The organism is Leifsonia sp. Y862 (genome assembly GCF_057669585.1).
The window spans coordinates 914,715-938,648 of the sequence record NZ_JBYHFR010000001.1 but is presented as its reverse complement, the minus strand read 5'-3'; the positions used below and the strand labels follow the sequence as shown (position 1 = coordinate 938,648).

Sequence of the window (23,934 nt, the reverse complement as noted above, 5' to 3'; positions counted from 1 at the left end):
AGACGCGGTGAGCGTCGTGGCTACTATCGGCTATGAAACGTCACCGTCGCGGCAGTCACAGCGGGAGGCACAGTGCTAACGAGTCGACCAAACCGGGCGAATCGGCCATACCGGCTGAACGAATCGATCGTGCTGGCCGTGCCGCCGGTGTCGCCGTTGGTGCAGAGGCGACCCCGACTGGCGATGGCCGAGGACCGCGCCGTCATCACCGAGATCTGGGCGGGGGCCGGCGCAGGCAAAACGACCCTGCTCTCGCTCTGGGCTCGTGATGTGCAGGCCCGCGGTGAAGTCGTCGCCTGGGTGGGCCTTGGCCCAGGCTACGGATACCGCCCATCGCTTTCTGCGCTCGTACAGGATGCCGTGCGGCGCGCTGCCACTGCCACTACCGCTGCCCAGAGGGAGCAGGCTCGCGGCGATCACCAGCCACTCACCCTCATCTTCGACGACCTGCACCAGCTAAGGAGCCGCCACGACAGTGACTGGCTGCTGGCTCTCATCCGCGAGCGAGGCCCCGAGGTGCGAATCGTGCTTGCGGGGCGGTATCCCCCAGCGACCCTCGCCAGGCGGCGCATGTTCCCCGAAACCGTCGAATATCGCTCGACGCATCTCGCGTTCACCCGGGAAGAGGCCAGGGAGTACTTCACAGTGCACGGCACGGCGCTCGCCGAGGCCGACCTGGACGCCGCGTGCGAGCGAACGCGCGGCTGGGCTGCAGCCCTGGCGCTACTGGCCGGGTGGATGCATGGGGCAAAATCACCGCAGCCGCGCTCCGCTAACTCACAGCCCGCTGATTCACTGCCCGCCGATTCACGCCTTCCCCGCAACTTCAGTGGCGACCATCGCGCCGTTGCCGACTATCTGGTGAGCGAAGTGCTCGACCAGTTGCCGCCCCGTCATCGAGCGTTCCTGCTCACGACCTCGATCGTCGACTCGCTCACCGTGCCGTGTGCGGTGCGCCTGTCGGGGCGTGACGACGCCGGAGACATCCTGACAGAGCTGGAGAACATCACATCGCTCGTGAGCCATCGTGGCAGCGCCGATGCCGATGCCGTTGACCACGCAGACAACGGCGGCGGGCGCACTTACGACTACCACCCCACACTCCTGACGTACCTGCGCGCGGAGCTGCGCCGACGCGATTTCGACGGTTTTGCGCGTGGTATCTCTGTTGCATCTGAGTGGTATCTCAGTCACGGGCGCGCCGATCTCGCCCTGGAACTCTGCCTCCGCACGGACAACGCCGGGGCGCTGCTGCTCGCTGTCAACGAGGCCGGGGCCTCCCTGATCTTCGACGGCCACGCCAACATCGTCGCGCGGGCGCTCGTCGCACTTGAGCACGCAGGCCGACACTCCGCGACGACACACGTCGTGGCCGCGCTACTGTCAGCGCCGGCATTCGTCGACACCGTTCGGGTTGATCACCACCTTGCCGCTGCAGCCCTCACCATCGGCACGGCGCCGGCGAGCATCCAGCTGATCCACGCAACCCTCACGATCCTGCGGGCGCCGGCATCCGCACTACCTGCGCAGATGGAAACACGTGAACGCCTCACGAACTGGCCAACAGCGGATGCCGCTGGCACGGCACGCAGCCTCACCTACGACGCCGTGCTCTTCTCCCAGCTGGCCTACGCCAGGAGCTCCGAGGCGCACGGTGACGGAAACGGTGCCATCCGCGTGTTGCGCGCGGCCGTCGACAGCTCGCGTTTCGGCGCGCACGCCTGGCTCCATCTCCTCATGCTTGATGCCGCGGCATCCGCTGCAGCCCGACATGGCGCCTGGTCTGAGAGCGTTGCCGTGCACCACACCATCGCGGCGTTGGCCAGCACAAGCGACCAGCAGACGACCACGGTCAGGGCTCACCTGCAGCTTGCGGCGTGTGCGGCGGATTTCGAGTGGCTCGCCGACGATGCGCTGTCGGTGGAGGGCTTCGAACCGCAGCTCGACGCCCTTCTGGGGATGCTCACGGTCGAGCTGGTACCCGGCGACACCGTGCGGGCACAGGCACTCCGCCTCTTGAACCGACTGGATGTCCACTCCGACCCCCGAACCGCTCTCGATTCCCTCGATCGACTACTCAGGGAGAACGGTCATGCGCATCCAGACACCGTGGCGCTCAGTTCGTTTCGGTACATCGGGGCCATGCTGCAGCTGCATGACAAGCATCAGGCGAAACAGGCTGTCGATCTCATCACGAACAACCTGGGCGATGATTCACTCGAGACTGCGCTGGCGCGGGCTCAGCTCACCTCGGCTACGAGCGGTAGCGCAGCCACGAGTCTCGACCTCGAAACAGCGCTCTCCTCCTCCCGCCGCACCTGGAACGGTACGACTCCGATCCATGCCTGGCTGCTGCTGGCCGAGTGGGCAGAGCGCTCCGGCCGCTCGTCCCGCGCCGACGAGTTCACCGCAACGGCGCTGGAACTCGCCGACATGATGCACGCTCGGCGGCCCTTCATCGCGGCAGACCAGCGTGGTGTACGGCTACTGCGCCCGCGCATCGGGCGGTTGGGGCCGCACGACGAGTTCGCCAGGTCGATCGTCGACGCCGCGCCATCCGCTATTCAGCCAGGGCAACCGCAGCCCGTGGATGGCGTCTATTTCACACCGAAGGAACGGGAGATCCTGCGGGAGCTGCCCCGTCACCAGAGTGTCAGCGATATCGCGGCGAAGCATCAGCTCAGCCCCAACACGATCAAGACGCACATGCGATCGATCTACCAGAAGCTCGGTGTGACAGGGCGAGCGGATGCCGTGGAGCGAGCAGAGGCACACGGATTGCTCTGAGCGTGTTGCTCTCAGCGTGTTCCTCTCAGCGTGTTGCTCGCGTCGATTGCGTACACGCTGCAATGAAGTCGGCAATGAAGTCGCCCGGATCAGGGGATGCGCGATGGCGCACGGCGGCGCACAGTGGCGAGACAGGAACACTCTGAAGCAGGAGCACCACCATGTCCACCCGGTACGAGATCAGGATCGCCTGCGCGCTCTCGGACACGATCCGCGAAGCGTTCTACGAGCTGCATGCCGTTGAACTGGCTGCAGACAGCACACTCCTGACCGGCGACATCCGCGACCAGGCACAACTGCATGAGCTTCTGGCGCGCGTGGCCGATCTCGGCATCGACATCACGGAGGTTCGCGCGCAGCCCTGAACTGCGAAGCCGTTAGTTGAGTTGGTTGAGGAGACAGCGAGGAAGGAGCCGTCGTCTCGAAGGCGATGACGGTCGCGATTTAAGCTGGGCGCGGGGTTTTCCCTCAGGCGCGCGATAAAGCGCGCGCCTGAGGGAAAACCGCGCGCCCAGACTCGACGGCTAGTCGAAATTGGAGTTTGTGCATCCACCATGATGTCGCGCAGCGGTGCCACTGCTCGAAACCAGTATCGAAAGCATGACGAATCGGCGATATGTCGTCGAATACAGGACGAATTCGCTCATTTCGTATCGCCCATCCTGTATTGGCGACACGTGCTGTATTCACGACACGTCGCGCAATGGTGACACGCGTCTGGACGGCCAATACGCGCTGTGCTCCCAGGAAGGCGCGCAGGCACGCGAAAGGGATGACCGCCGGTGGCTCGGTCATCCCTTTCAAGCGCACGTTCGTGTTCACGTCAAGCGTGAAGCGTGGTGCGTGTTGAGCGCCGTCGCTAGGTGGAGAGCATCTTGCTCTTCGCGGCAGCGAACTCCTCGTCGCTCAGGATTCCCTGCTGGTGCATGGTCGCGAGTCGCTGGATCTCCTCGACCATGGTGGAACCCGGCGCTCCGCCCGCGTCAGCCGCCGGCTGCGCTTGAGCTTGCTGGGCTTGAGCCTGCTGGGCTTGAGCCTGCTGGGCGGCCTGGGCCTGCGCCTGCTCTGCCTGGGCCTGCGCCGCTTCTGCCTGTTGCTGCTGCTCGTACTGCTGAGCCTCTGCTTGCTCGTTCGCCTTGTTCTGTTGGTGCCGGGACACCCCTCCGGCAACGGCGGTCGCTGTGCCGGCAACCACCGCGGTGCGCGCGGCCATTCCGATAAGGCCTGGCCGACCCACTCTCCTGAAAATTGGCATCAGTAGGTCCTTTCAGAATCGGCTTCGGCCTCGGCCAGTGCCGCATTGACGATGGGGGCGGGAATGCGCTTGGCGTCGATCACGAAGCCACCGGCATCCGCCAGACGCGACGCGAGCTTCTTCGCCCACGTCAGTTCAACCACGAGAAGCAGCGCAGATGTGCCAGGCGGCAGCGATTCACCCAGTTCAGCCACGTCTTCGTCCCCGGCCATCCCGCGCGCAGAGAGTTCGATGCCGGCCACGCCAAACGTCGCCGGCGCTTCGTCGACCTCGACAAAGGTGAGATCGCCTGCCTCCGATCGCGCTATAAAGACCAGGTCAAGGAGTCGGACGGTTCCGGCTTCGACGAGATCCATCACCGCACTTATGACTCCGGGGTTCGGTTCATCACCCTCGAAGCCCGCAAGCACCAGCTCGACAGGCCCGTATTCAAAATCAGTCATTGCTGCCACCCATCACAGTCTTGAACCCGTCGACACCGATGTCGACGATTTTTTCGCACAGTACACCCGGCGCACGAAGGCGGGGATGTTTTGGCGCGCCCAGCCCCGCCCTTCACGCAACCCTTTCGCAACTGCAATTACCAGGCATAGGTTGCTACTGCCGGTCGACGTTTCTCAGCCAGCCACAGCCAACTGCACGCTGGCAAACGCTCGACCGTCCCGGCGGAGCGTGCTGTACCACTCGGTCTTGTCGGCCATAAGAGTGGCGCCGTCGGGAAGCGCGGCAATCCTCAGCTCAATCCCGCGATCGGACAGCTCCCTGTCTAGGTCTGCAAGCGCGTCAAGAACCATGAGCGACGTGGCCATCATCCGGGAGAGATCGAGCACCACGGTGGCGATCCCGGCATCCGCTTCAGCCAGGGCTATGACGGCCTGCTCATTCTCCAAAACGTTCGCCGTGTAAACAGAGCCCTCGATCACCACGACCTGGGTGGAGCCGCGACGCTCACCGGCAACGACCCGCACGCGGTTCAGCTCGTGGAGCACAAGCGCGAAGGTCGTGGCCACCCCCACTGCAACGGCGGCCAGCAACCCGACGGTCAGCCCCATGAAGGCCGTCAGCGCCGCGACCCAGAACTCCGGGCGGCTGATGCGCGCATATCTCACCAGCGCACGAACGTCGATCAGCCCAATGACCGCGACGAACACCATGGCCGCGAGTGTCGCCTGTGGCAGCAGGCTGAGCACAGGGCCGAGAAAGAGGGCAACGAGCACGGCAAGCGCAACCGTCACCAGTGTCGCCAGCTGCGACTTGGCGCCGGCTGCCTGGTTCACCGCGCTTTGCGAGAAGCCGCCCGCCGCCGGAAGCGTCTGGAAGAACGAGCCGGCGACGCTGGCCGCGCCGGCTGCCAACAACTCCCGGTTGCTGTCGATCTGCGTGTCTCCCGGCGAGCGGATGCCGCGCGCGACGGCCGCCGTCTCGAGGAACGCCATGATGGCGATGGCCAGCGCGCCGGGAATCAGCTGCGCGATGCCGTCGAGCGAAGGCAGCACTGGCAGCGGCAGCCCGGCCGGAATCGGATCGATGAGATCGACGCCTGCGGCATCCAGCCCGGTGAAGGCGACCAGCAGGATACCGACGGCGACGACAATCAGCTGGGCCGGAATCCGCGGCAGGTATCTCTTGCCGGCAACGAGAATCAGCAGGGTGGCCACCGACAGCAGCGTGGTCGCCCAGTTGATTCCCGGCAGCGCCTCCACCACCGCAACGATGGAGCGGATGAAGCCGTGCCCGGTGAAATTGGTGTCGACCCCGAGCATCTTCGGGAGTTGACCGATGGCGACGGTGGAACCGACGCCGATCTGGATCCCGACGATGGTGGCCCTGCTGATGTTCTCGACGAGCGCGCCGAGCTTCAGCGCCCTGGCGATCACGAGGATCAGGCCAACCAGCAGGGTGAGCGTCGTCACGCTGCCAATGGGATCGTCAGAGCCGGCGGCCACGCTACCGGTCACCAGCGTCGTTGCCGTGAGCGTGGCGATCGTCGATGTCGTCGACACGCTCATCGCGCGGGAGCCGCCGAGCATGGCGTATACGATCATCGGCACCATGCACGTGTATAGGCCGACCTGCACCGGCAGGTTTGCGATGGTGGCGTAGGCCATCGCCTGGGGGATGATCACCGCGCCGGCCGCGATCCCGGCCGTGATATCGGGACGCAGCCACGCTCGCTGGTAGGTGCTCAGCGTGGGGAAGAACCAGGCGCGTCTCGCCACGGTTCCCGTTCGCGCCATGGTGCCCCCGACCCCGGTCAATCCACCGTCACCACCTCGGACCTTGCCAGATACCTTGCTGCAGTGCAATTATCATGCTCACCAGCGGGTCTCCCTGACAAGGGATAGGCCTCTCCAACGATGGTCGCTCAAGTCCCACACCGCTTGATTTCCACACAGCCTGATTCCCACACAGAACGGGGAGCACGTGCAGCGACCTCTCGCCGGCTTGAATCGCCGGAATCTGGTGCGCGAAACGACAGCCGGGGTCACTTTGCTGGCCATCGCCATTCCCCTCAACATCGGCTACTCGCAGATTGCGGGACTCCCGCCAACGGCCGGTTTGTATGCGCTCATCGTTCCGGCGATCGTCTATGCGCTCACCGTGTCGTCGCGACAGTTGGTGGCATCACCGGATGCCGCCGCCGCCGCCCTCGTGGCCTCGTCGATCGGCGGCCTCGCCGTGGCCGGCAGCGCCGATTACCTCACCCTTGCACTCGCCCAGGCCATCATCTGCGGCGTGCTGTTTCTGTTGTGCGCGTTCTTCAAGCTCGGATTCCTGGCGAACTTTCTCTCCCGTCCAATCCTGATCGGGTTCGTGGGCGGCCTGGCACTCGACATCCTGGTCAGCCAAATCGCCAAGATGCTGGGCGTGAAGATCGATTCGGGAGGTGAGTTCGTCGCGAAGGTCACTGCCCTTGTCACCGGTCTCCCCACGGCCAACGGCTTCTCCATCGTCATCGCCGCAGCGGCGGTCGCCATTCTCCTCCTCGGACGGCGCATTGCCAGAGCCATACCGTGGGCACTTGTCGTGCTCATCGTCGCTACCGTCGTGGTCGTGACGACCGGCCTGGAGGATGAGGGCGTCGCCGTACTCGGACCGGTGGACGCCGGCCCGCCCACCCTCGGCTGGCCGGTGCTTGAGTGGTCCATGTGGCTCGCACTCATTCCGTCGGCCATCGCGCTCACGCTCGTGGCGACGGCAGAGGGCCTGCTCGTCTCGCGCAGCTACGGCGACAAGCGCGGCTACCGCACCAGCCCGAACCGCGACCTGTTCGCCTTTGGCGTTGCGAACGTCGCGGCCGGGGCCTCCGGCGGCTTCGCTGTCGGGTCATCGACGTCGCGCACGGCGGCGATGGACCAGGCGGGCTCCCGCACCCAGCTGCCCGCCATCATCACTGCGGTCGGCACTCTCCTGCTGCTGCTCTTCGGCACCGCCCTGCTGGAAGACATTCCCTCCCCCGCCATCGGCGCCATCGTCGCCGTCGCCATCGTGCCGCTGCTCGGGATCGCAGAGTTCCGTCGACTCTGGCACCTCGACAAGTTCGAATTCGTCATCGGCCTCGTCTGCTTCCTGGTCACGCTGTTCGTCGGGTCTATCCCCGGCATCCTCGTCGCGTTCGTGCTCGCGCTGATTAATCTCGCGAAACGTGCAGCCAACCCGGCCATCGACGTGTTGGCCGCCAACGACAATCCGACGGATTCGCTGCTGGTCGAAGCGCCGCGGGGAACGCTGACCGCGCCAGGGATCATCGTCATCCGCTTGGCTGCGCCGTTGTTCTTCGCGAACGGCTCTGTCTTCGCATCCGCTGTAAAGAAGTCGGTCACTGCGGTACCCGCCAACGAGGTACGACATATCGTCATCGACATGGAGGCCATCACCGATGTGGATGTCACCGGGGCCGAGAGCTTCACGACCCTGCTGGAGTGGCTGCGCGACCGCGACATCGAGGTGAGCTTCAGCCGAATGAGAGCGGACGCGCGCGACCGTATGACTGCGCTCGGCGTTCTGGGCGACGAACGCGTCTTTGACACCAATCGAGAGGCGGTCGCGGCTCTCGGCGCTCCGGTTCCCAGCCCTGTTCTCGACACCACAGACCCTGGAAAGGGATAAAACATGGCCGCAGTCATCGGAGACATCCTGAGCCTGGCCCTCGGTATCACCATCAGCCCGATCCCGATCATCGCGGCGATCCTGATGCTGCTCTCACCGCGAGCGAAGCGAACGAGCGTGGGGTTCATGATCGGCTGGGTTGTGGGCATCGTCGTTGCGGTAACGATTTTCACGCTGCTCTCGTCGGTACTGCCTGAGCCTGACAGTGGCTCGAAGCCGGTGGCAGGGACGATCAAAATCATCCTGGGCCTGCTGCTCCTCCTGCTCGCCGTCAGGCAGTGGAGAGGGCGCCCGAAGCGGGACGAAGCGCCGAAGCTGCCGGGCTGGATGAAAGCCATCGACACGATGACTCCGGCAAGGGGCCTCGGACTCGGCTTCGCACTCGCTGCGATCAACCCCAAGAACCTGTTGATGAGCATTGGCGCCGGCGTCATCATCGGCGGGAGCGGCCTGGCCGTGGGCGAGGCCACCATCGTCATCGTCGTCTTCACGGCCATTGCCGCGGCATCCGTTGCCGTGCCGGTGATCGCCTATCTGGTGGCGTCCAAGCAAATGGCGGGCCCGCTGGACGCGATGCGCACGTGGCTCACGCGAGAGAACGCGGTCGTGATGGCACTGCTGCTGCTGGTGCTCGGCGTGGTGCTGATCGGCAAGGGCCTCGGCAGCTTCTGAACTGAAGCGGCAGCAGAAAACGCCCCCGAGATCTCGGAGGCGTTTTCTGGTGTGGTGGCCGTCAGCCGCGATGCGGTCAGACTGTTGCGGTGATGCCGCGCCCGAATGTGAACGCGCGAACGATCTGCACGATGCCCAAGACGATCAGCGCAATACCGGTCAGCAGGAAGAGCAGTTGAGCGCCCCACACCGGCGCGAACAGCAGCACGATGCCGGCGAGGATGCTGATGATCGCAAAGAAGAGATTCCAGCCTCTCGATGCCGAGTCGCCGAGCTGCACAAGAGTCGCCACGCCCTCGACGATCCACAGGATGCCGACCAGGATTCCGAGGAAGACGGCGAGGAACACCACCGTGCCAGACAGGTTGGCGAATGCCAGGACTGCACCAATAACGAAGAGGACACCGAGGATGATGTTCAGCGCCCTGGTCCCCCCAGAGATCCCCCGCGAGAAAATGCCGAGGCCGATGTACGCGAGACCGGCGACGATGAAGTAGATGCCCAACAGCACGGCGATCGTCGCGGCCGCCGTCTGCGGCTGGAATGTGATCAAGAGGCCAATGATGAGGGCGACAACCCCGCTGATGCCCAGGGCAATACGGATGCTGTTGACAGCGGACTTAGTGAGTTCAGCTGCGTCGAGCGAGAAGCCGCCGAGCGTCGAACCGGATGATGTGGACATCTGTTACCTCCTGCAGCAACGGTGATCAAGTGTGCTCAGGCTATTCCCAGATTGGCTCCCGCGCCACAACACTTTTGAGACAACTCACTGATCGCAGGCATTTTGGTGGCGAATCACTGCCTACGGCGCGCGGACGCGAGGAGGATACCCACCGACTTGCTGACAGAATCTCGCTGATCTCGTAGGCTTCCGGCAGGAGGCGACCTGGCCTGGCCGCCGTGAAACTCGGGAGTGTCAATGTCGACTTATCCGCAGCGTTCCAGTCTTCCCATCCCTGACCTTGCCTACACCGGCACGGTCACTTACGATGCCACCGATCCTGACACTCATTACCCGCCGATTCAGCCGATCCGGCCGCCTGCGGAAGCGCCCAACGTCCTGGTCGTTCTGATTGATGACACCGGATTCGGAGCCTCAAGCGCTTTCGGCGGTCCGGTGCAGACGCCGAATTTCGAGCGTGTGGCGGCGGCGGGCCTGAAGTACACGCGGTTCCACACCACGGCTCTGTGCTCGCCGACCCGTGCGGCCCTGTTAAGCGGCCGCAATCACCACACGGTGGGGATGGGCGGTATCACCGAGATCGCAACGTCCGCGCCCGGCTACAACTCGCTACGGCCGAACAGTTGCGCTCCTTTGGCAGAGACGCTGAAGCTCAACGGGTACAACACCTCGCAGTTCGGCAAATGCCATGAAGTGCCGGTCTGGCAGGCAAGTGAGATCGGCCCGTTCGGCGGTTGGCCGAGCCCCGGCAATGGGTTCGAGTACTTCTACGGATTCATCGGTGGCGAGACCAACCAGTGGTATCCCGCACTGTATGAGAACACCGTGCCCGTCGAGCCATGGGGTACGCCTGAAGAGGGTTACCACTTCATGGGCGACATGACCGACAAGGCCATCGCGTGGACGCGGGCGCAAAAGTCGCTCGTTCCCGACGTGCCGTTCTTCACCTACTTCGCGCCGGGCGCTACTCACGCACCGCACCACGTACCCACGGAGTGGGCCGACAAGTACAAAGGACAGTTCGATCAAGGCTGGGATGAGGTACGCAAGGAGACCTTCGCCCGCCAGCTCAAGCGCCCGACTCCGTGCTCACCGAACGCAGTGCGGGTATTCCCGCTTGGGACGAGATGAGCGATCTCATCAAACCCGCCCTGGCCCGCCAGATGGAGGTCTACGCAGGGTTCCTCGCGTACGCCGACCATCACGTTGGACGCCTACTTGACGCGTACGAAGAACTTGGCATTCTCGATGACACCCTCGTCTATGTGATCATCGGCGACAACGGCGCCAGCGCCGAAGGGTCGATGCACGGTACGACCAACGAGGGCTTCACGATCAACCACATGAACGACATCGAGACCGAGCAGTATGTCGCCGACCACATCAATGACATCGGCACGCCCCGCTCGTACAACCACTACGCGGTTGGGTGGGCTCACGCCATGGACACCCCATATCAGTGGACGAAGCAGGTCGCCAGCCACTGGGGCGGTACCCGCAACGGCACCATCGTTAGCTGGCCGAACGGCGGCGTGGAGAAAGGCGGCATCCGAAATCAGTTCAGCCACGTCATCGACGTCGCTCCAACGGTGCTCGAAGCAGCCGGTATCCCAGAGCCTTCCGCGGTGAACGGCGTAACGCAACGTCCATACGAGGGCACACCGATGAACTACACATTCGTCGAGACCGGCGCGGATGCCGATGAACGGCACACCACCCAGTACTTCGAGATGCTTGGGAACCGCGCGATCTTCCACAAGGGGTGGACGGCCGTCGCCAAGCACAAAAACCCGTGGGAGGGGTCAACCCATGGACTCGACGGCGACGTCTGGGAGCTCTACAACGTCGACGAGGACTGGACGCAGTCCAACGACCTCGCTGCCGCGGAGCCGGAAAAGCTAGCCCATCTGCAGCAGCTCTTCCTGATTCAGGCCGCACGGTTCAACGTGTTGCCACTGGACATTCGCTCCGCAGAGCGGATGAACCCCGACATCGCGGGGCGGCCGCAACTGATCGTCAGCGACAGCCAGAAGTTCTACCCGGGCATGAAACGGCTCAGCGAGAACACCACGATCAACATTAAGAACAAGTCGTGGACCGTCACCGCGAGTACCACAGTTCCGGACGCAGGCGCCGACGGTGTGCTCATCGCCCAGGGCGGCGCGTACGGTGGCTGGTCGTTCTACGCACACGAAGGAAAGCTCGCCTTCGCCTACAGTCTGCTCGGTATTGACGTGACGGTGATCCATTCGGACGTAGATGTGCCGACCGGCGAGCAGGAACTGCGCGCGCACTTCGCCTACGACGGTGGCGGAGTCGCGAAGGGCGGACTGGTCACCCTCTTCGCCGGCGACCAGCAGCTCGGTGAGGGGCGCATAGAGAAGACGATCCCGTACCAGTTCAGTTTCGACGAGACCGTCGACGTCGGAGCCGACCTCGCATCGCCAGTCTCACCCGATTACGCGGCCACCGGCAACGGTTTCACCGGAACACTCGACTGGGTGCGCATCGACCTCGGCGAGGACGACCACTCCCATCTCATCGAGGACGAACACAAACTTGCGGTCGCCATGCTCAAGCAATAACCGGTATCACTGCAAGAATCCCTCGGAGCGCTGCTCTTCAGGTACTCGCGGCTTCGCGTCATGTGTTCCTGCTCGGAGGCGCTGTCGGGATCGGCGTCGAGCACCGCGAGGTGTTCGACGCCGATCTGTTCGCCATTCCGGCGTCCGGCTCAGTAGCCGGGAACAACAAGAACCAGCTTGCAGCGCGGGCAACGATGACAGGACTCAAGCCCCTCAACGGTGTCGACACCATCGGGTTGCATCTCCACACCACACGCCGGGCACGGCGGGCCATCACACAGGTCGGTGCTGTCCAGGTTCTCGTCAATCACACCCTCAGTCTGCGGTACTTACCCGGTGACATGTGTCCCAGCCCCAGATAGATCGGACTGGGTCGTGCACCACGCCGGCGGAGCCATGTGCGTCTTCTCGGTGCTGGCGGCTCTGCGGGTGCGCCCCTAAGCTCGAAGCGTGAGCGAGACAAGCGCGATGGTCAAGATTGCCGGTGGCACTTTTCGAATGGGGTCGACCGACTTCTACCCCGAAGAAGGGCCGGTTCACGCGCGAACGGTCGCTCCGTTCGAGCTCGACCTGCATCCGGTGACCAACGCTCAGTTCGCTGCATTCGTTGAGGCAACGGGGTACGTGACGGTGGCCGAGCGCCCACTCGACCCTGCAGACTTTCCTGGTGCAGACATCGGCGGCTACTCCCCCGGCGGGCTCGTTTTCACTCCGACGCGCGGCCCCGTGAACCTGGGCGACTGGCGCCAATGGTGGGCGTGGGGCGAGGGGGCCAGTTGGCGTCACCCCTTCGGTCAGAACTCCTCAATCGACGGCCGCGACGAGCATCCGGTCGTTCAGGTTTCGTTCGAGGATGCCAGCGCCTACGCGGCGTGGGTCGGCAAACGCCTGCCCACCGAGGCCGAGTGGGAGTTCGCTGCCCGCGGCGGCCTCGACGGCGCCACCTTCGCCTGGGGTAGCGAGGTGCGTCCTGACGGCGTGCTCATGGCCGACACCTGGCAGGGCAATTTTCCCTACAACAACACGGGCGCGGCTGGTTGGGTGGGCACGGCGCCCGTCGGCACCTTTCCGCCGAACGGCTACGGCCTGCTCGACTGCATCGGCAACGTGTGGGAGTGGACGAGCGACGTATACACCGAAAGGCATGTGCCACCGGCATCCGCTCGCCCCAATCTTTTGCAGGTTCCGGATGCCGCGGCCACTGGCTGCGGAGATGCCTGCACCTGTGGCCCGAGCGACTCCGGCCGCACGAGCACCAGCGGCGCGGAGGAGGCTGCTCGGGCAGCGCAAGCGGCCGCGTCTGCCGAGCCCGGATCCGCGATCCCCCGCCGCGTACTCAAGGGCGGTTCGCACCTGTGCGCGCCCGAATATTGCCTGCGTTACCGCCCGGCAGCACGCTCGCCGCAGGCCGACGACACCGCCACGACGCACATCGGTTTTCGCTGCGCGCGCTAGCTCGTCGGCGCAGTGTCCCCGCTCAGTGCACGCAGGTTCTTGGCGTGCGGGTCGGGTTCCAGCAGCACGGCCGCACCAGCAGCGTCAGCGGAATGCAGAGGATCGAGCCGATCGGGCCGATCACGAGTGTCCAGAACACCACACTGAAGAAGGTCAGCGTCATGCTCAGGCCAACGGCGTCGCTCACGAACTTGGGCTGCACCATCACCTGCAGCACCACGTTCACAACGCTGTAGGCGAGAACCACGAGCAGCGCGAGCGGCCAACCGCCGATCACGAGCGCGAACAACGCCGGCGGAATCACGCCGATCACAAAGCCGATGTTGGGGATGAAGTTGGTGACGAACGCGAGCACCGCCCACACGATGGGAATGGGAATACCCAGCCACCAGAGCAGCAGGCCGTCGACCACAGCGACGACGAGTCCGAAGCTCGCATTTCACCACGTAGTAGCGGCGCACTCCACCGAAGTAACGCTCGGCAATCACGCCGGCGCGCGGGGCAAAGCCGATTCCACGACGGCCGAGCGACGCCGCATCCGCTGCCATGAAAATGACGTAGGCCAGCACGAAAAAGAACGCGGTTGCCAGGCCAAGGACCGAGTCCGCGACAGCGTAGGCCGCGTTGTTCAGCACCTCAGGCGTGAGCCAATTGAAGGCGCCGGCGGCGGTGTCGGGATGGAAGCCGAGCGCGGCGACGAGATCGTCGGCCACTCCTGTGAACTCGTCGACGTAATCGGGCAACAATTTGATGAATTGAGCGGATGCCACGATGAGCAGCATCGCACGGCGAACCCGCCACAGCCGAGCACAACGGAACACGGCGCCCCCGAAATTCATCGGGGGCGCCGTGTTGTGTGAGGACTGCGCTGCTACGGACGGTGGCTGTTAGCCGAGCGCGGTCAGGGTGAGTGTCGCCCGGTAGGTGCCGCCGGCGATATCGATCGGGAATCGCAGATCAAGATCAGCGCCCAGCTTTGCTGAGCCGACTGCATGGCCCGACGAGGCATATCCGAGTGTTGAGGAGACCGAGAGGCCGTTGCCCCCTCCGAACCCGGAGGCCACCGCTGCTCCGGCCACCGCATCGCCGCCCGCCTCGACAAGCTTCGGCGTCCAGCCGAGGTACTTGCCTGAGAACGATGGGTTCTGGCTGCCGAAGGTAAAGTCGGTCGTCTGCGCGGAGATCGACCACCCTGCCGTCTGCGCCCGAGTGTCGGTGACTCGAATCGGGTTGATCGCGCCCGTCGCGGCGAAGTGGTCGCCGTTCGCGACCGCGGTGCCGAAGTCGACCAGGGAGTTGTTCCCGTCGACGTTCCAGATGAACTCGCCCGGCTCGCCGGGATCCACCTGGGACAGCACCACCTGGAGCCCCTGGGAGATCGCGGACACCGGAGGCTCCGGAGCTTCTGGAGTCTCCGACACTGCTCTCAGCACCGGTCGGCCACGCTCAGTATCAAAGCTCCAGATCGCTGCGAAGTCCCAACCGATAGTGTCGTAGGTCACCTGCTGCGCGAGCGCGGCCGCAGTACGGTTTGCGCCGTTTCTGTTCGTGGAGGTGCCGTCGGTGATGGCAGCCCCGTTCACAGTGGCAGTGTCTAGCGACAGGTTGTCGATGTAGGTCGGTGTGCTGTTTTCCCGCGCCACGATGCGGCCTCGCGGCGAGTTGACGGTCTGCACCGAACCGCTGACCACCACGTTGCCGATGAACTTTGTGCCGGTATAGCCGTATCCGGTGAGGATGCCACCGTTCTGCACGTCCGCCTTCACTGTGGCACCGGCAACGTAGTTGTTGCGGAGAACACTCGCCGCGGAGTTCCAACCGGTGAGAGCGCCGGTCTCCCAATTGGACGTGACCTTCGCATCAACGGTGTAGCTGTTGGTGACCTGGCCGTTGTTCTCCGCCGCGATGGGCGCCGTGCGCCAACCGCCGGAGACCACCGCACCGGAGACAAACACCTCGTCGATGAGACCGTTGTTCGTGACGGTCACCACGGCAACCCGGGTCGTCTGCGCGTAGGGCCCGGTGACCTCCGAGGTGGCGTCAAGGAATCCGAGCTGACGGATCGTGCCTGAGTTGTTCATGATGAACGCCTTCGACGCAGAACCTTCGACCGTGAGGCCGATGATCTTGTGCCCCCGGCCCTCGATGGTTCCCTCGAAAGTCGGGACCGGGGTCCAGGGCTTCGTCAGGGTGATGTCCTCCGTGAGGGTGAAGGTGGCAGACGGATGCTGCCCAATGAGCGCCAGGTCGGCCTCGGTCGCGATCGCAAACGGCCCGTTGGAGCCGTCGTTCATCGGGTTGTTGATCGCCTCAGTGGTGATCCGAACGAGGAAGCCTCCACCAGAGGTGAGTGCAGGCGTCAACACCGTCGATCCGTCCACCGTTGTGGTGGTTCGGGTCATTGTGGTTCCCACAGCCTTGTCGGTGTAGACGTCGGCGTTGTAGGTCGTGCCAGCGGGCAGGAAGTCCAGCGGAATCGAGAGCGTGCCCGGAGCGGTCGTGCCAGCGGCCACCGCGATCCAGTACTCGCCGTCTGCGGTCTGCCGCACTACCCCGGCGAGGCTGCCGATCGTGCTCTGCGGCAGAATCCAGCTGCGCTGCCACGTGGTGGGCAGGTTTCGCACCACGTCGCCGACGAGGTTGTGGTACTGCCCCCCAGGAGCGAGGTAGGACGGGCGCTCCGACAACTGCAGGAACGGCATCGAGTAGATGACCGTCGAGGCGAGCTGGTGCGACCAGGTGACGTTGCCGCCCGAGCCTGAGAGGAGGAACGGTGTGTAGTCGGCCGGCCCAGCCACAAGGCGGGTGAATGGTGCGATCACGTCCTGGTTCGCGTTGTACCCGGACTGCAGGCCCTTGATGGCCTCACGGCCGAGCTCGTTCGGGTAGGTGCGGTTCAAGCCGGTGGGCTCGAGGGGGTTGTGGTAGATCACCATCAGCTTGAGAGCCGCCGCGTCTTTCGCCGCGTCACCGAAGAAGTTGACCTTGGTCTCGGTCTCGTCGAAGGTGTGGTCGATCTTGAGTCCCGCGATTCCGCTGGCCGCCGACAGTTCCAGGTAGGCCGCGCGGAAATCAGGGTTCTGCAGGCTGCGCTGCGGGTAGGGGCTCCCACTGGTGTAGCGGATGCCGTCGATGAAGCTGGAGTCAGCGCCTGCGCCACTGTCGAAATCAGTCCACAGCCAGACGTCGACAGGGAAGGCCTTCGCCTTGCCCCGTGCTGCCAGTTCCGCGATCTTCGCAAAACGCTCGGTCGTGGTGGAACCCCATGACGCGTTCGACAGGTTGCCCTCGATGAGAACACCCGAGATGCCGGCCTCCGACGCAGAGTCGATCAGCGACTGGATGCCGGTGAAAGTCTGGTCGCCGGTCGAAAGGGTCGACCAGGAGTTGGTACCAGGGCGGATCCAGCTGGTATCGCCGCCCGGGAACACACTCTGATCGATGGGCGCGTTCACCGAGGTGATGATGTCGGAGTTGGTCAGACCCGTGAGGTCGGCCGCGATCGTGATGACACGGAACGGCGAGTGCAGGGTCGCCGGGTTCACTGCGAAGGTGCCCTGACCGTTGTCGGTAGCCCAGTAGTAGGTCGACAGATCGCCGCCGCTGGTGGTGCGGAGGGCGATCGCCGGCCAGTCGCGGATGTCCGCTTCGGTGACGTTGGCGAATCCGCCGCCGGCGATTTCGACCGTGGGCAGTACGGTGATGCTCTGCGAGCCGGCCTGAGCGAAGGTGTTGCGGCTGAAAGAGTTCTGCAGGTCGTCGATGGTGCTCGGAGTCGTGACCTGATAGTTGAGCACGGAGGCTGGATCGAACGAGAACGTTGTATTCTCCCTGGTCACCATTGTGCCGGCGAGCGAGGGGTCGAGAACGTATCGAACGGCGATACCGGTATCGAAGACGCGGAACTCGACCGAGACCAGGCTCTGGCCGGTGTTGCCCCTGGGAACGATCGGGATCACGCTGGCGTTGTGGTGGTCGCGGCCGGTGTCATGGAAGCCCATCAACGGGTACGACTCATCAACGGATGAGGTGACCGCGGTTCCGAGCGTGACGCCGGCGCCCCAGTCGGTACCGTCGACCACAAGCCCAAGCGCGGAGTCGCGCACGGCGATCGTGCCACCCTGGGAGATCGCGTAGCCGAGGGTGCCAGAGGCATCGGTTGACACGGTGGCGACGGTCTGGCCATCAGGGCTCGAGATCTGGGTGTGCGAGCTGAGGTCGCTGGATCCGGGGTCGCCCGGCTCGCCCGGCTCGGTCGGCTCAGTCGGCTCAGTCGGCTCGGTCGGCGCGTCGGGGACCATCTTCTCCGCGACAGCGGTGAGCTCGGGACGCTGAGCCGTCGTATTCATGGTCCAGGTATTCGCGAAGTCCCAGCCGATCCCCTCGTAGGTGGCCTGCTGCGTGAGTTCCGCGGCCGTTGCGTCGAGTCCTTGCCGGTTGCTGCCCGCACCACCCGTGACCGTTGCCCCGCTGAGCAACATGGTGTTGAGAGCGAGGTTTTTGGAGTACGTGGCGCCACGGCCGGCGACGGTCGTGTTGTTCTGGCCGTTGACCCGGCCGATGTTGCTGGCGGACTGGCCGCTCGGCTGTGTCACCGAGCCGTTGAGAGCCACCGCGCCGGTGATGGTCGCGGTGCTGTAGCTGTAGCCGCTGATCAGACCGATGTTGCGGTTCAAGGTCGTCACGGTGGCGTCGGCGTAGACGTTCGTGATGCGCTGAGTGCCGGTGTTGTCGTTGCGGGCAGCAATGCCGCCGGTCTCCCACCCTCCGGACACCGATCCGAGAAAGTAGCTGTTCTGGATGGTTCCCCCGGAGAGGTTGTCGGCCACAATACCGCCGGTGCGCCAGCCGCCGGCGATCGAACCGTTTACATAGACCTGGTCGATGGTGCCGTGGTTGTTCGCCACCACCGCGGCCTTCTTGGTCTTCGTCGTTTCCGACTCAGACGCCGCGGTGCCCGTGATGCTGACACTGCTGAATCCGATCTTCGTGACCGTGCCGCTGTTGGCATTGATGAGCGCTGCGGACTTGTCCTTGCCAGCTGAACTGGCGTACGCCTTCGATCCCGCGAAATCGACCGAGAGGCCGAACACGGTGTGTCCGCCGCCGTCGAGCGTTCCCGCGAAACTGTCGATCATCTTCACCGGGGCGGTGAGTTCGATATCCGAGGTGAGCGTGTAGCGCGCCGATGCCGCGCCGGTACCGGCCGTGTCGGCGTTGGCGGCCGCGATGAAGGCGGAGAACTCCTCTGTCGAGCCGATGAGGTAGGGCTCAGCCTCGGTACCTGCCCCGGCCAGAGGCGTCTCGGCGTGGGCCAGGAAACCGCTGCCGACGGCCCCCGCGACCAAGGCGACAACGACGGCCGCCGCCGAGGCGCTGCCGATCGGTATCCCTCGTCGTCGTTTGGTTGGTTGATGTGCCACTGGAATGTCCTCTCGCCGTGAATAGGAAGGTTCGACGAAAAGGCTGGTCAGCGGGCATGAAGCCGCAACGACCCGGTGCTAAAGCAGTCCACTCTGCGGGATGAACAGTCGGCGTCGAGAGGGAGATTGACGTCACACGGCTGAAGGATGAGGGGATGACGCCTGAACCCGTTCACATTCCGATCAAGGGCAGGCTGATGAGCGGTGAGATCCTCTCACCAGCCTGCGTGGAGGTTCGCAGTCAGGCTGAGTAACGGCAGCAGATGCGGCCAGCCGTCGCGGTCGCCGTCGTAGACGCTCAGGCCATAGGCCTGAAGCGCGGTCAGGATGCCGGCTGCGCCGGTGGCCAGGTCGCACGACAACCGCAGCAGGCCCTGGCCAGGGAAGGCAATACCGGTGCTGTGTCGGATGGCGTGCAGTTGCAGGGCTGAGACGTGGTTGGCGAGTGCCGTATCGGACTCGGCGGTGGACAGCCCAGCGCGCGATATCGCGACCAAGAAGTGGATGAGTCCCGCGCGTCCGTAGAACAGTCCCGGCTCGATCGCGAACGGCGCGCACGCGGCGGCCGTGATGCCGTCGAGCGCGTCCAGGTAGCGCTGGGGCTCGGCAACGTGGGAAACGAGCGCGGCCGCGACGAGACCGATGCCCGTTGAGCCGGTGGCCAGGTACGGCATCAGCCGCCATCCTTCGTTTACCTGCAGTGAACCGTCTGCGGCGAAGGTGCAGTGCGCCAGATCGTAGTCGAGCGCGTCTTCGGCCAGCTGCAGGTGTTCAGGATTGGCCGTGCGCTGATAGAGCCGCAAGGCGAACAGCGCCGTACCGGTCGCTCCCCACATCAGACCGCCGCGACCCGCGCGCACACTCGGCTCCGCATCGTCGGCCCGCAACGGCGGGCGACGGTCGTGATGCCCACGCAGCAGCACGGCGACGCGGGCAAGCTCGTGATCGAGCTCGTGATTAAGGTCGTGATCGAACGAGTCGCCCTGCTCGGCCTCGCTGAGCAGGTAGAGACCGATGCCTGCAAGCCCGCCGTAGAGGTCGGAGCCGAGCTGATCGAAATCGACGGCGAGAATCCGTTCGGTCAGAGCATCCGCCAGGTTGTCGTTTCCGATCCGCCTGTTCAGCCAGGCAGCTCCTGCGAGACCGTCGTAGAGTCCTGGCCGCGCCTTCGGTGAGTCGACTGCCGCGCGCAGCCAGTCGACCGCTTGCGGATCGACGGCGAGACTGGTCGACTCGAGCGCGTGAATCACTCCGGCTGCGCCGTGGGCAAGCCCGTAGCCGTTCTCCGCAAACTGACGCGGATCGCCTGGCCAGGCGCGGTCGCCGCGAGAGAAATCGGCGCTCGCGTCGAGTGACCGGCCGATCATCACCTGCAGCGCGAGGATGGCGTCTTCACTGTCGGTGCGCCAGTCGCGGATCGCCGTGTCGGCGTCTCGTACCAGCACGCTGCGGCCGGCAAGCGACTCCCGTCCCGGCATCCCCAGATCTTGCCGGATCTCATCGATCCACGCCTCGTCGAGCGCGTACCCGTCGAGCGCGAACTCCAGCAGCTCGTCCGCCTTGAGTGGGTCGAGTGCGAGCAGCGACGTGAGAGGAACAAAGAGGAACAGCTTGAGGCAGGCAAGCGCGTACCTGTCGGCGCCGACGCCCCGACGTGTCGAGGGATCGGCGTGCGACGGCGCGACGAAACCCGGAGCTCCGATGAGCACGCGCCCGGCGTCGGCGACCCGTTGGGCCATCTCGAAGTCGAGCAGCACAACGCGGCCCTCACCTGTCACCAGCACATTGCCGGGGTGAAGGTCGCCGTGCACGTACCCCGCCGCGTGCACCCCCTCGAGCGCCTGCTGCGTCTGCGCGGCCACGTCGAGTGCCCACTGTCGATATTCGAGGTAGTCGGCCGCTGTCGCGTTCGCCCGGATCGCAGGGCACCGCCTCACAACTGCGGTGTTGAGGCTGTCGCCGTCGACGAGGTCGAGAGCAAGAAAGCGATGGCCATGCAGGTCGACGGATGCGCGGACGCCGACAACTGACGGACCGGCTAGTGCGCGCAGGCGGTCCTCCTCGTCTGCAAGACGGGTGACGGCGTCCCGGCCGTCGGGGGTGAGACCCGAGTGCGGTCGCGCCTCCTTCAGAATGACCGTGTCACCCGTGGCATCCGTAGCCTCGTAAACGCCGCCCGCGTTGGAGAAGTGCAGCACGCGGGTGATGGTGAACGGGAACCCGTCTGGGGCGTCCTCCGCGCCGAGTGCCTCGAGCTGCTCGGCGAGAAACGGCGGCAGCGGGGCCCAGGGCGGTGGCGTGAACCCCGCCGAGCGCTGGTCTTCCACGAGCGATCCCTTTGGGGTGCGGATGGCGAGCACGTCCTCACCGTCTTCGCCGCGCGTGTAGAGACGGGCAAAGGCGCCGTAGCGCACGTAGAGAGGGCCTTCGTTGTACCGCAGGTCGGAGAGGATGTATGGGCCGGGCATTCCGCCCACGAGATCGTCAAGGCCGAGCAGTGTTTCGCGCAACTGGTGCTCGTCCCGCGGGTAGACCGTGATGAATTTGCCCGATCCTGCGCGGTCGGCGTCTTTCGAGTTGCGTCCGACGAGGGCGTCGGCGGAAGGTGCGTATTTAAAGGTAAGAGAGTGTGCGTTGCAGTAGCCCGTTACGAGCCGCAGGATTTCGGCTGCCCCTGCGGGTGTCGCTGCCACGTGGATCTTCCAGCCCTGCTCGGGAAGTGCCGAATGGTGAGGGCGCCAACCCGACCAGTCATTGTCGACGTCGCGGCGCCATCCGTTCCAGTCGCTCTGTGCGTCTGGCATAAAGGTGTCGTGTCGTTGCTCCACAGAACCGCGGGCAGGCGTCTCGTAGAAGTACGGGTCGATTCGGGCAAAGCGCAGGTAGGTCGTATCCACGTAGGGAGCCTCTCGACGGTGCCTCAGCCCCCGGCTCGCCCGAATCGGCCGGCGCAGCTTCGCGTTACAAGTCTCCGAATTGCAGAGGTGCAGCGCGCCTGCCGAAAGTTACTATTCGCCCTATGTCGTTCGGCGCGCCCTTATGACGAGATGCCGTTGCGGAAGGCCCAGATCACGAGTTGCACGCGGCTCTGCACGACGAGCTTGCCCATGATGCGCGACAGGTGCGCCTTCACTGTTCCCGACTCGAGGTGTAGCAGCTCGCCGATCTGCGCATTGGTATTTCCGTGTCCAAGGGCTCGGACAATGTCCAGTTCGCGCGCGGTGAGCACGCCGGTGACGGCATCGGTGGCAACGGGCGAGCGTCGGCGCCGGGCAAACTCGGCGAGCACGCGCCGGGTGACGGCGGGCGAGACCAGGCCGTCGCCGCGGGCGGCAGCGCGCACGGCGGCGGCAAGTTCTTCGGGTCCGGTGTTCTTCAGGAGGAAGCCGACGGCCCCAGCTTCGAGCGCACCGAACACGTAGTCGTCGAGGTCAAAGGTCGTGATCACGATTACCGGCACCGGCTCTGGGCTGGTTGCGATTGCACGGGTAGCCGCGATTCCGTCGCCCTCTGGCATGCGGATGTCCATAATCACCACGTCGGGCTTCACGTCGTTCACCAGCTGGATCGCCTCAGGGCCAGACGCGGCTTCGGCCACCACCTCGATGCCTGGGAAGTCGTCAAGCAATACGCGCAGGCCGCGCCGCACGAGAAGTTGGTCGTCGACGATGAGAACTCGAATCATACGATGGAGCGCCGTTCTATAGGGATGACGGCGCGGGTCTGCCAACCGCCGTCGAGGGTGCGGCCGCTGTCGAGGCTACCGCCGAGCATGGTGGCGCGCTCGCGCATGCCGACCATTCCATAGCCGGGATCGGCGGTTGGAGCGGAGGCGAGCGCGGGCGCCGAGTTGGACACCCTGACTACGACATCGCGCGCGGTGCGATCGATGTGGATGGTCACGTAGGCGCCCGACGCATGTTTGCGCGCGTTGGTCAACGACTCCTGGATAATCCGGTAGCAGGCCAGCGACGTCGCGGGCGAGAGGTCATCGATGTCTCCTTCGACGACGAGATCGATCGTCGGGTGCAGGGCGCGCACCGATTCGATGAGGTCGGGCAAGCGACTGAGGGTCGGCTCTGGCACGGTGCCGATCTCTCTTTCTTCTCGAAGTACGCCGACGACCTCGCGAAGGTTCTGAAGGGTGAGCTCACCCTCGCTGTTGATCGACTCGAGCAACTCCGCGGTTGTAACCGGGTCTGATGTCTGCACCCGGATCGCCGCTTTCGTCTGCAGCAGGATGCCGGACAGGTGGTGCGCCGCCACGTCGTGGAGTTCCCGCGCCATGCGGTTGCGTTCTTCGGCGACGGCCGCGGCAAGCTGCCCGTCGCGGGCCTTGGTTATGGCGGAGCCCGCCTGGGCGGCAAGCTCGGCCCGCCGGCGCTGCGATCCGTAGAGCAGACCGGCAAGAATCGCCGTCACGTACGACGGCACTATACGGATGAGCGTCGCCAGAATCGCAACGGGCGGCAGCGCCCCGATGCTCACCCAGGCGAGGGTGAGATGGATGGTGAAATCGACGACGAATGCGGCGCCCAGCACAACACTCCAGGTTCGCCACGAGGTGAGAGCCGTGACATTGAACATCGCGAAGAGGAGTGTCGGGGTGACGGTGAGGTTACGGTCGATCGAAATTGCGATCGCGATTAAGAAACACGTGAACACGAGCACAAAGCTCAGCACCGGCAACCAGCTGCGCCAGATGAGCGGCACTGCCTGCAGGCCGAAGACGGCGACGCTCCCCCACACGCTCTCTGCGCTGACGGTAGGCCCGCCGTTCGCCTCGAAGAAGCTCGTTCCTGTCGCGATGGTGATCAGGAAATAGCCGATGGATGTGACGCCGAAGATCATTGCCCACGCCCAGTCGGGCAGAGGCAGGCGTTGGATCATTGGGCCCGAGGTGCGGGAAGCCATAGAGTCTCGTGTCTGTGTAGGGATGCTCCTGGCGGTGAGCGTCACAAGTTG

General features: G+C 64.8%; 17 protein-coding genes. 8 read left to right on the top strand and 9 right to left on the bottom strand.

Features of this window, described 5'->3' with window-relative positions:
* Positions 1 to 72 precede the first annotated feature (72 nt).
* The gene (locus AC25Z0_RS04375) at positions 73 to 2,787 is read left to right on the top strand and encodes a winged helix-turn-helix domain-containing protein (protein WP_488132448.1); all 2,715 of its coding nucleotides are present in this window, start codon (positions 73 to 75) and stop codon (positions 2,785 to 2,787) included.
* A 161-nt stretch (positions 2,788 to 2,948) separates the two neighbouring features.
* Entirely contained in the window at positions 2,949 to 3,152 is a 204-nt protein-coding gene (locus AC25Z0_RS04370; protein ID WP_488118982.1) for a hypothetical protein, read from the top strand.
* A 494-nt stretch (positions 3,153 to 3,646) separates the two neighbouring features.
* Here AC25Z0_RS04370 and AC25Z0_RS04365 read toward each other — a convergent pair whose 3' ends face one another.
* From AC25Z0_RS04365 to AC25Z0_RS04355, 3 genes are all read right to left on the bottom strand, one after another.
* Positions 3,647 to 4,042 carry an SHOCT domain-containing protein gene (locus AC25Z0_RS04365; RefSeq protein ID WP_488132447.1) on the bottom strand — a complete coding sequence of 132 codons (396 nt, stop codon included), beginning with the start codon at positions 4,040 to 4,042 and terminating at the stop codon, positions 3,647 to 3,649.
* Entirely contained in the window at positions 4,042 to 4,485 is a 444-nt protein-coding gene (locus AC25Z0_RS04360; protein ID WP_488132446.1) for a DUF6325 family protein, read from the bottom strand. The genes AC25Z0_RS04365 and AC25Z0_RS04360 overlap by 1 nt, the downstream gene beginning before the upstream one ends.
* A gap of 174 nt (positions 4,486 to 4,659) precedes the next feature.
* Positions 4,660 to 6,279, bottom strand: a complete 1,620-nt coding sequence (locus tag AC25Z0_RS04355) for a SulP family inorganic anion transporter (RefSeq protein WP_488132445.1) — start codon at positions 6,277 to 6,279, stop codon at positions 4,660 to 4,662.
* A gap of 226 nt (positions 6,280 to 6,505) precedes the next feature.
* Here AC25Z0_RS04355 and AC25Z0_RS04350 point away from each other — a divergent pair, with 226 nt between their 5' ends.
* Together AC25Z0_RS04350 and AC25Z0_RS04345 are read left to right on the top strand one after the other, a co-directional pair.
* Positions 6,506 to 8,152, top strand: coding sequence for a SulP family inorganic anion transporter (locus tag AC25Z0_RS04350; RefSeq protein ID WP_488132444.1), 1,647 nt, complete (start codon positions 6,506 to 6,508; stop codon positions 8,150 to 8,152).
* A gap of 3 nt (positions 8,153 to 8,155) precedes the next feature.
* Entirely contained in the window at positions 8,156 to 8,824 is a 669-nt protein-coding gene (locus AC25Z0_RS04345; RefSeq protein ID WP_488118977.1) for a GAP family protein, read from the top strand.
* Between the two features lie 76 nt (positions 8,825 to 8,900).
* Here the strand turns inward: AC25Z0_RS04345 and AC25Z0_RS04340 are convergent, their stop codons facing one another.
* Positions 8,901 to 9,506 (bottom strand): HdeD family acid-resistance protein, encoded by a 606-nt coding sequence (locus AC25Z0_RS04340; protein ID WP_488132443.1) that lies wholly within the window; start codon positions 9,504 to 9,506, stop codon positions 8,901 to 8,903.
* 237 nt (positions 9,507 to 9,743) lie between these two features.
* Here AC25Z0_RS04340 and AC25Z0_RS04335 point away from each other — a divergent pair, with 237 nt between their 5' ends.
* The 4 genes from AC25Z0_RS04335 (at position 9,744) to AC25Z0_RS04320 (ending at position 13,546) form a co-directional block, all read left to right on the top strand.
* Positions 9,744 to 10,637, top strand: coding sequence for a sulfatase-like hydrolase/transferase (locus AC25Z0_RS04335; protein WP_488132442.1), 894 nt, complete (start codon positions 9,744 to 9,746; stop codon positions 10,635 to 10,637).
* Positions 10,634 to 12,091: a sulfatase-like hydrolase/transferase gene (locus AC25Z0_RS04330; RefSeq protein ID WP_488132441.1), complete on the top strand. Its 1,458-nt coding sequence runs from the start codon at positions 10,634 to 10,636 to the stop codon at positions 12,089 to 12,091. The genes AC25Z0_RS04335 and AC25Z0_RS04330 overlap by 4 nt, the downstream gene beginning before the upstream one ends.
* A 62-nt stretch (positions 12,092 to 12,153) precedes the next feature.
* Positions 12,154 to 12,453 (top strand): hypothetical protein, encoded by a 300-nt coding sequence (locus AC25Z0_RS04325; protein ID WP_488132440.1) that lies wholly within the window; start codon positions 12,154 to 12,156, stop codon positions 12,451 to 12,453.
* An 88-nt stretch (positions 12,454 to 12,541) separates the two neighbouring features.
* A complete protein-coding gene (locus tag AC25Z0_RS04320) occupies positions 12,542 to 13,546 on the top strand; it encodes a formylglycine-generating enzyme family protein (protein WP_488132439.1) in 1,005 nt (334 codons plus the stop codon).
* Positions 13,547 to 13,568: 22 nt separating this feature from the next.
* Here AC25Z0_RS04320 and AC25Z0_RS04315 read toward each other — a convergent pair whose 3' ends face one another.
* The 5 genes from AC25Z0_RS04315 to AC25Z0_RS04295 form a co-directional block, all read right to left on the bottom strand.
* Positions 13,569 to 13,958 (bottom strand): AI-2E family transporter, encoded by a 390-nt coding sequence (locus tag AC25Z0_RS04315; protein WP_488132438.1) that lies wholly within the window; start codon positions 13,956 to 13,958, stop codon positions 13,569 to 13,571.
* A gap of 475 nt (positions 13,959 to 14,433) precedes the next feature.
* Positions 14,434 to 18,969: a glycoside hydrolase family 97 N-terminal domain-containing protein gene (locus AC25Z0_RS04310; protein WP_488132437.1), complete on the bottom strand. Its 4,536-nt coding sequence runs from the start codon at positions 18,967 to 18,969 to the stop codon at positions 14,434 to 14,436.
* A 215-nt stretch (positions 18,970 to 19,184) separates the two neighbouring features.
* On the bottom strand, positions 19,185 to 21,866 hold the full coding sequence (gene lanKC / locus AC25Z0_RS04305; protein WP_488132436.1) for a class III lanthionine synthetase LanKC: 2,682 nt from the start codon (positions 21,864 to 21,866) through the stop codon (positions 19,185 to 19,187).
* Positions 21,867 to 22,006: 140 nt separating this feature from the next.
* A complete protein-coding gene (locus tag AC25Z0_RS04300) occupies positions 22,007 to 22,654 on the bottom strand; it encodes a response regulator transcription factor (RefSeq protein WP_488118967.1) in 648 nt (215 codons plus the stop codon).
* Positions 22,651 to 23,883: a sensor histidine kinase gene (locus tag AC25Z0_RS04295; RefSeq protein ID WP_488132435.1), complete on the bottom strand. Its 1,233-nt coding sequence runs from the start codon at positions 23,881 to 23,883 to the stop codon at positions 22,651 to 22,653. Before AC25Z0_RS04295 ends, AC25Z0_RS04300 begins: the two co-directional genes overlap by 4 nt.
* Positions 23,884 to 23,934: the final 51 nt, after the last annotated feature.

Bases quoted from the DNA above. Each gene is read 5' to 3' on its own strand.
- AC25Z0_RS04335 (WP_488132442.1), top strand. From the start codon at position 9,744: ATGTCGACTTATCCGCAGCGTTCCAGTCTTCCCATCCCTGACCTTGCC.
- AC25Z0_RS04355 (WP_488132445.1), bottom strand. From the start codon at position 6,279: ATGGCGCGAACGGGAACCGTGGCGAGACGCGCCTGGTTCTTCCCCACG.
- AC25Z0_RS04330 (WP_488132441.1), top strand. From the start codon at position 10,634: ATGAGCGATCTCATCAAACCCGCCCTGGCCCGCCAGATGGAGGTCTAC.
- AC25Z0_RS04370 (WP_488118982.1), top strand. From the start codon at position 2,949: ATGTCCACCCGGTACGAGATCAGGATCGCCTGCGCGCTCTCGGACACG.
- AC25Z0_RS04365 (WP_488132447.1), bottom strand. From the start codon at position 4,042: ATGCCAATTTTCAGGAGAGTGGGTCGGCCAGGCCTTATCGGAATGGCC.
- AC25Z0_RS04295 (WP_488132435.1), bottom strand. From the start codon at position 23,883: ATGGCTTCCCGCACCTCGGGCCCAATGATCCAACGCCTGCCTCTGCCC.
- AC25Z0_RS04360 (WP_488132446.1), bottom strand. From the start codon at position 4,485: ATGACTGATTTTGAATACGGGCCTGTCGAGCTGGTGCTTGCGGGCTTC.
- AC25Z0_RS04340 (WP_488132443.1), bottom strand. From the start codon at position 9,506: ATGTCCACATCATCCGGTTCGACGCTCGGCGGCTTCTCGCTCGACGCA.
- AC25Z0_RS04300 (WP_488118967.1), bottom strand. From the start codon at position 22,654: ATGATTCGAGTTCTCATCGTCGACGACCAACTTCTCGTGCGGCGCGGC.
- AC25Z0_RS04345 (WP_488118977.1), top strand. From the start codon at position 8,156: ATGGCCGCAGTCATCGGAGACATCCTGAGCCTGGCCCTCGGTATCACC.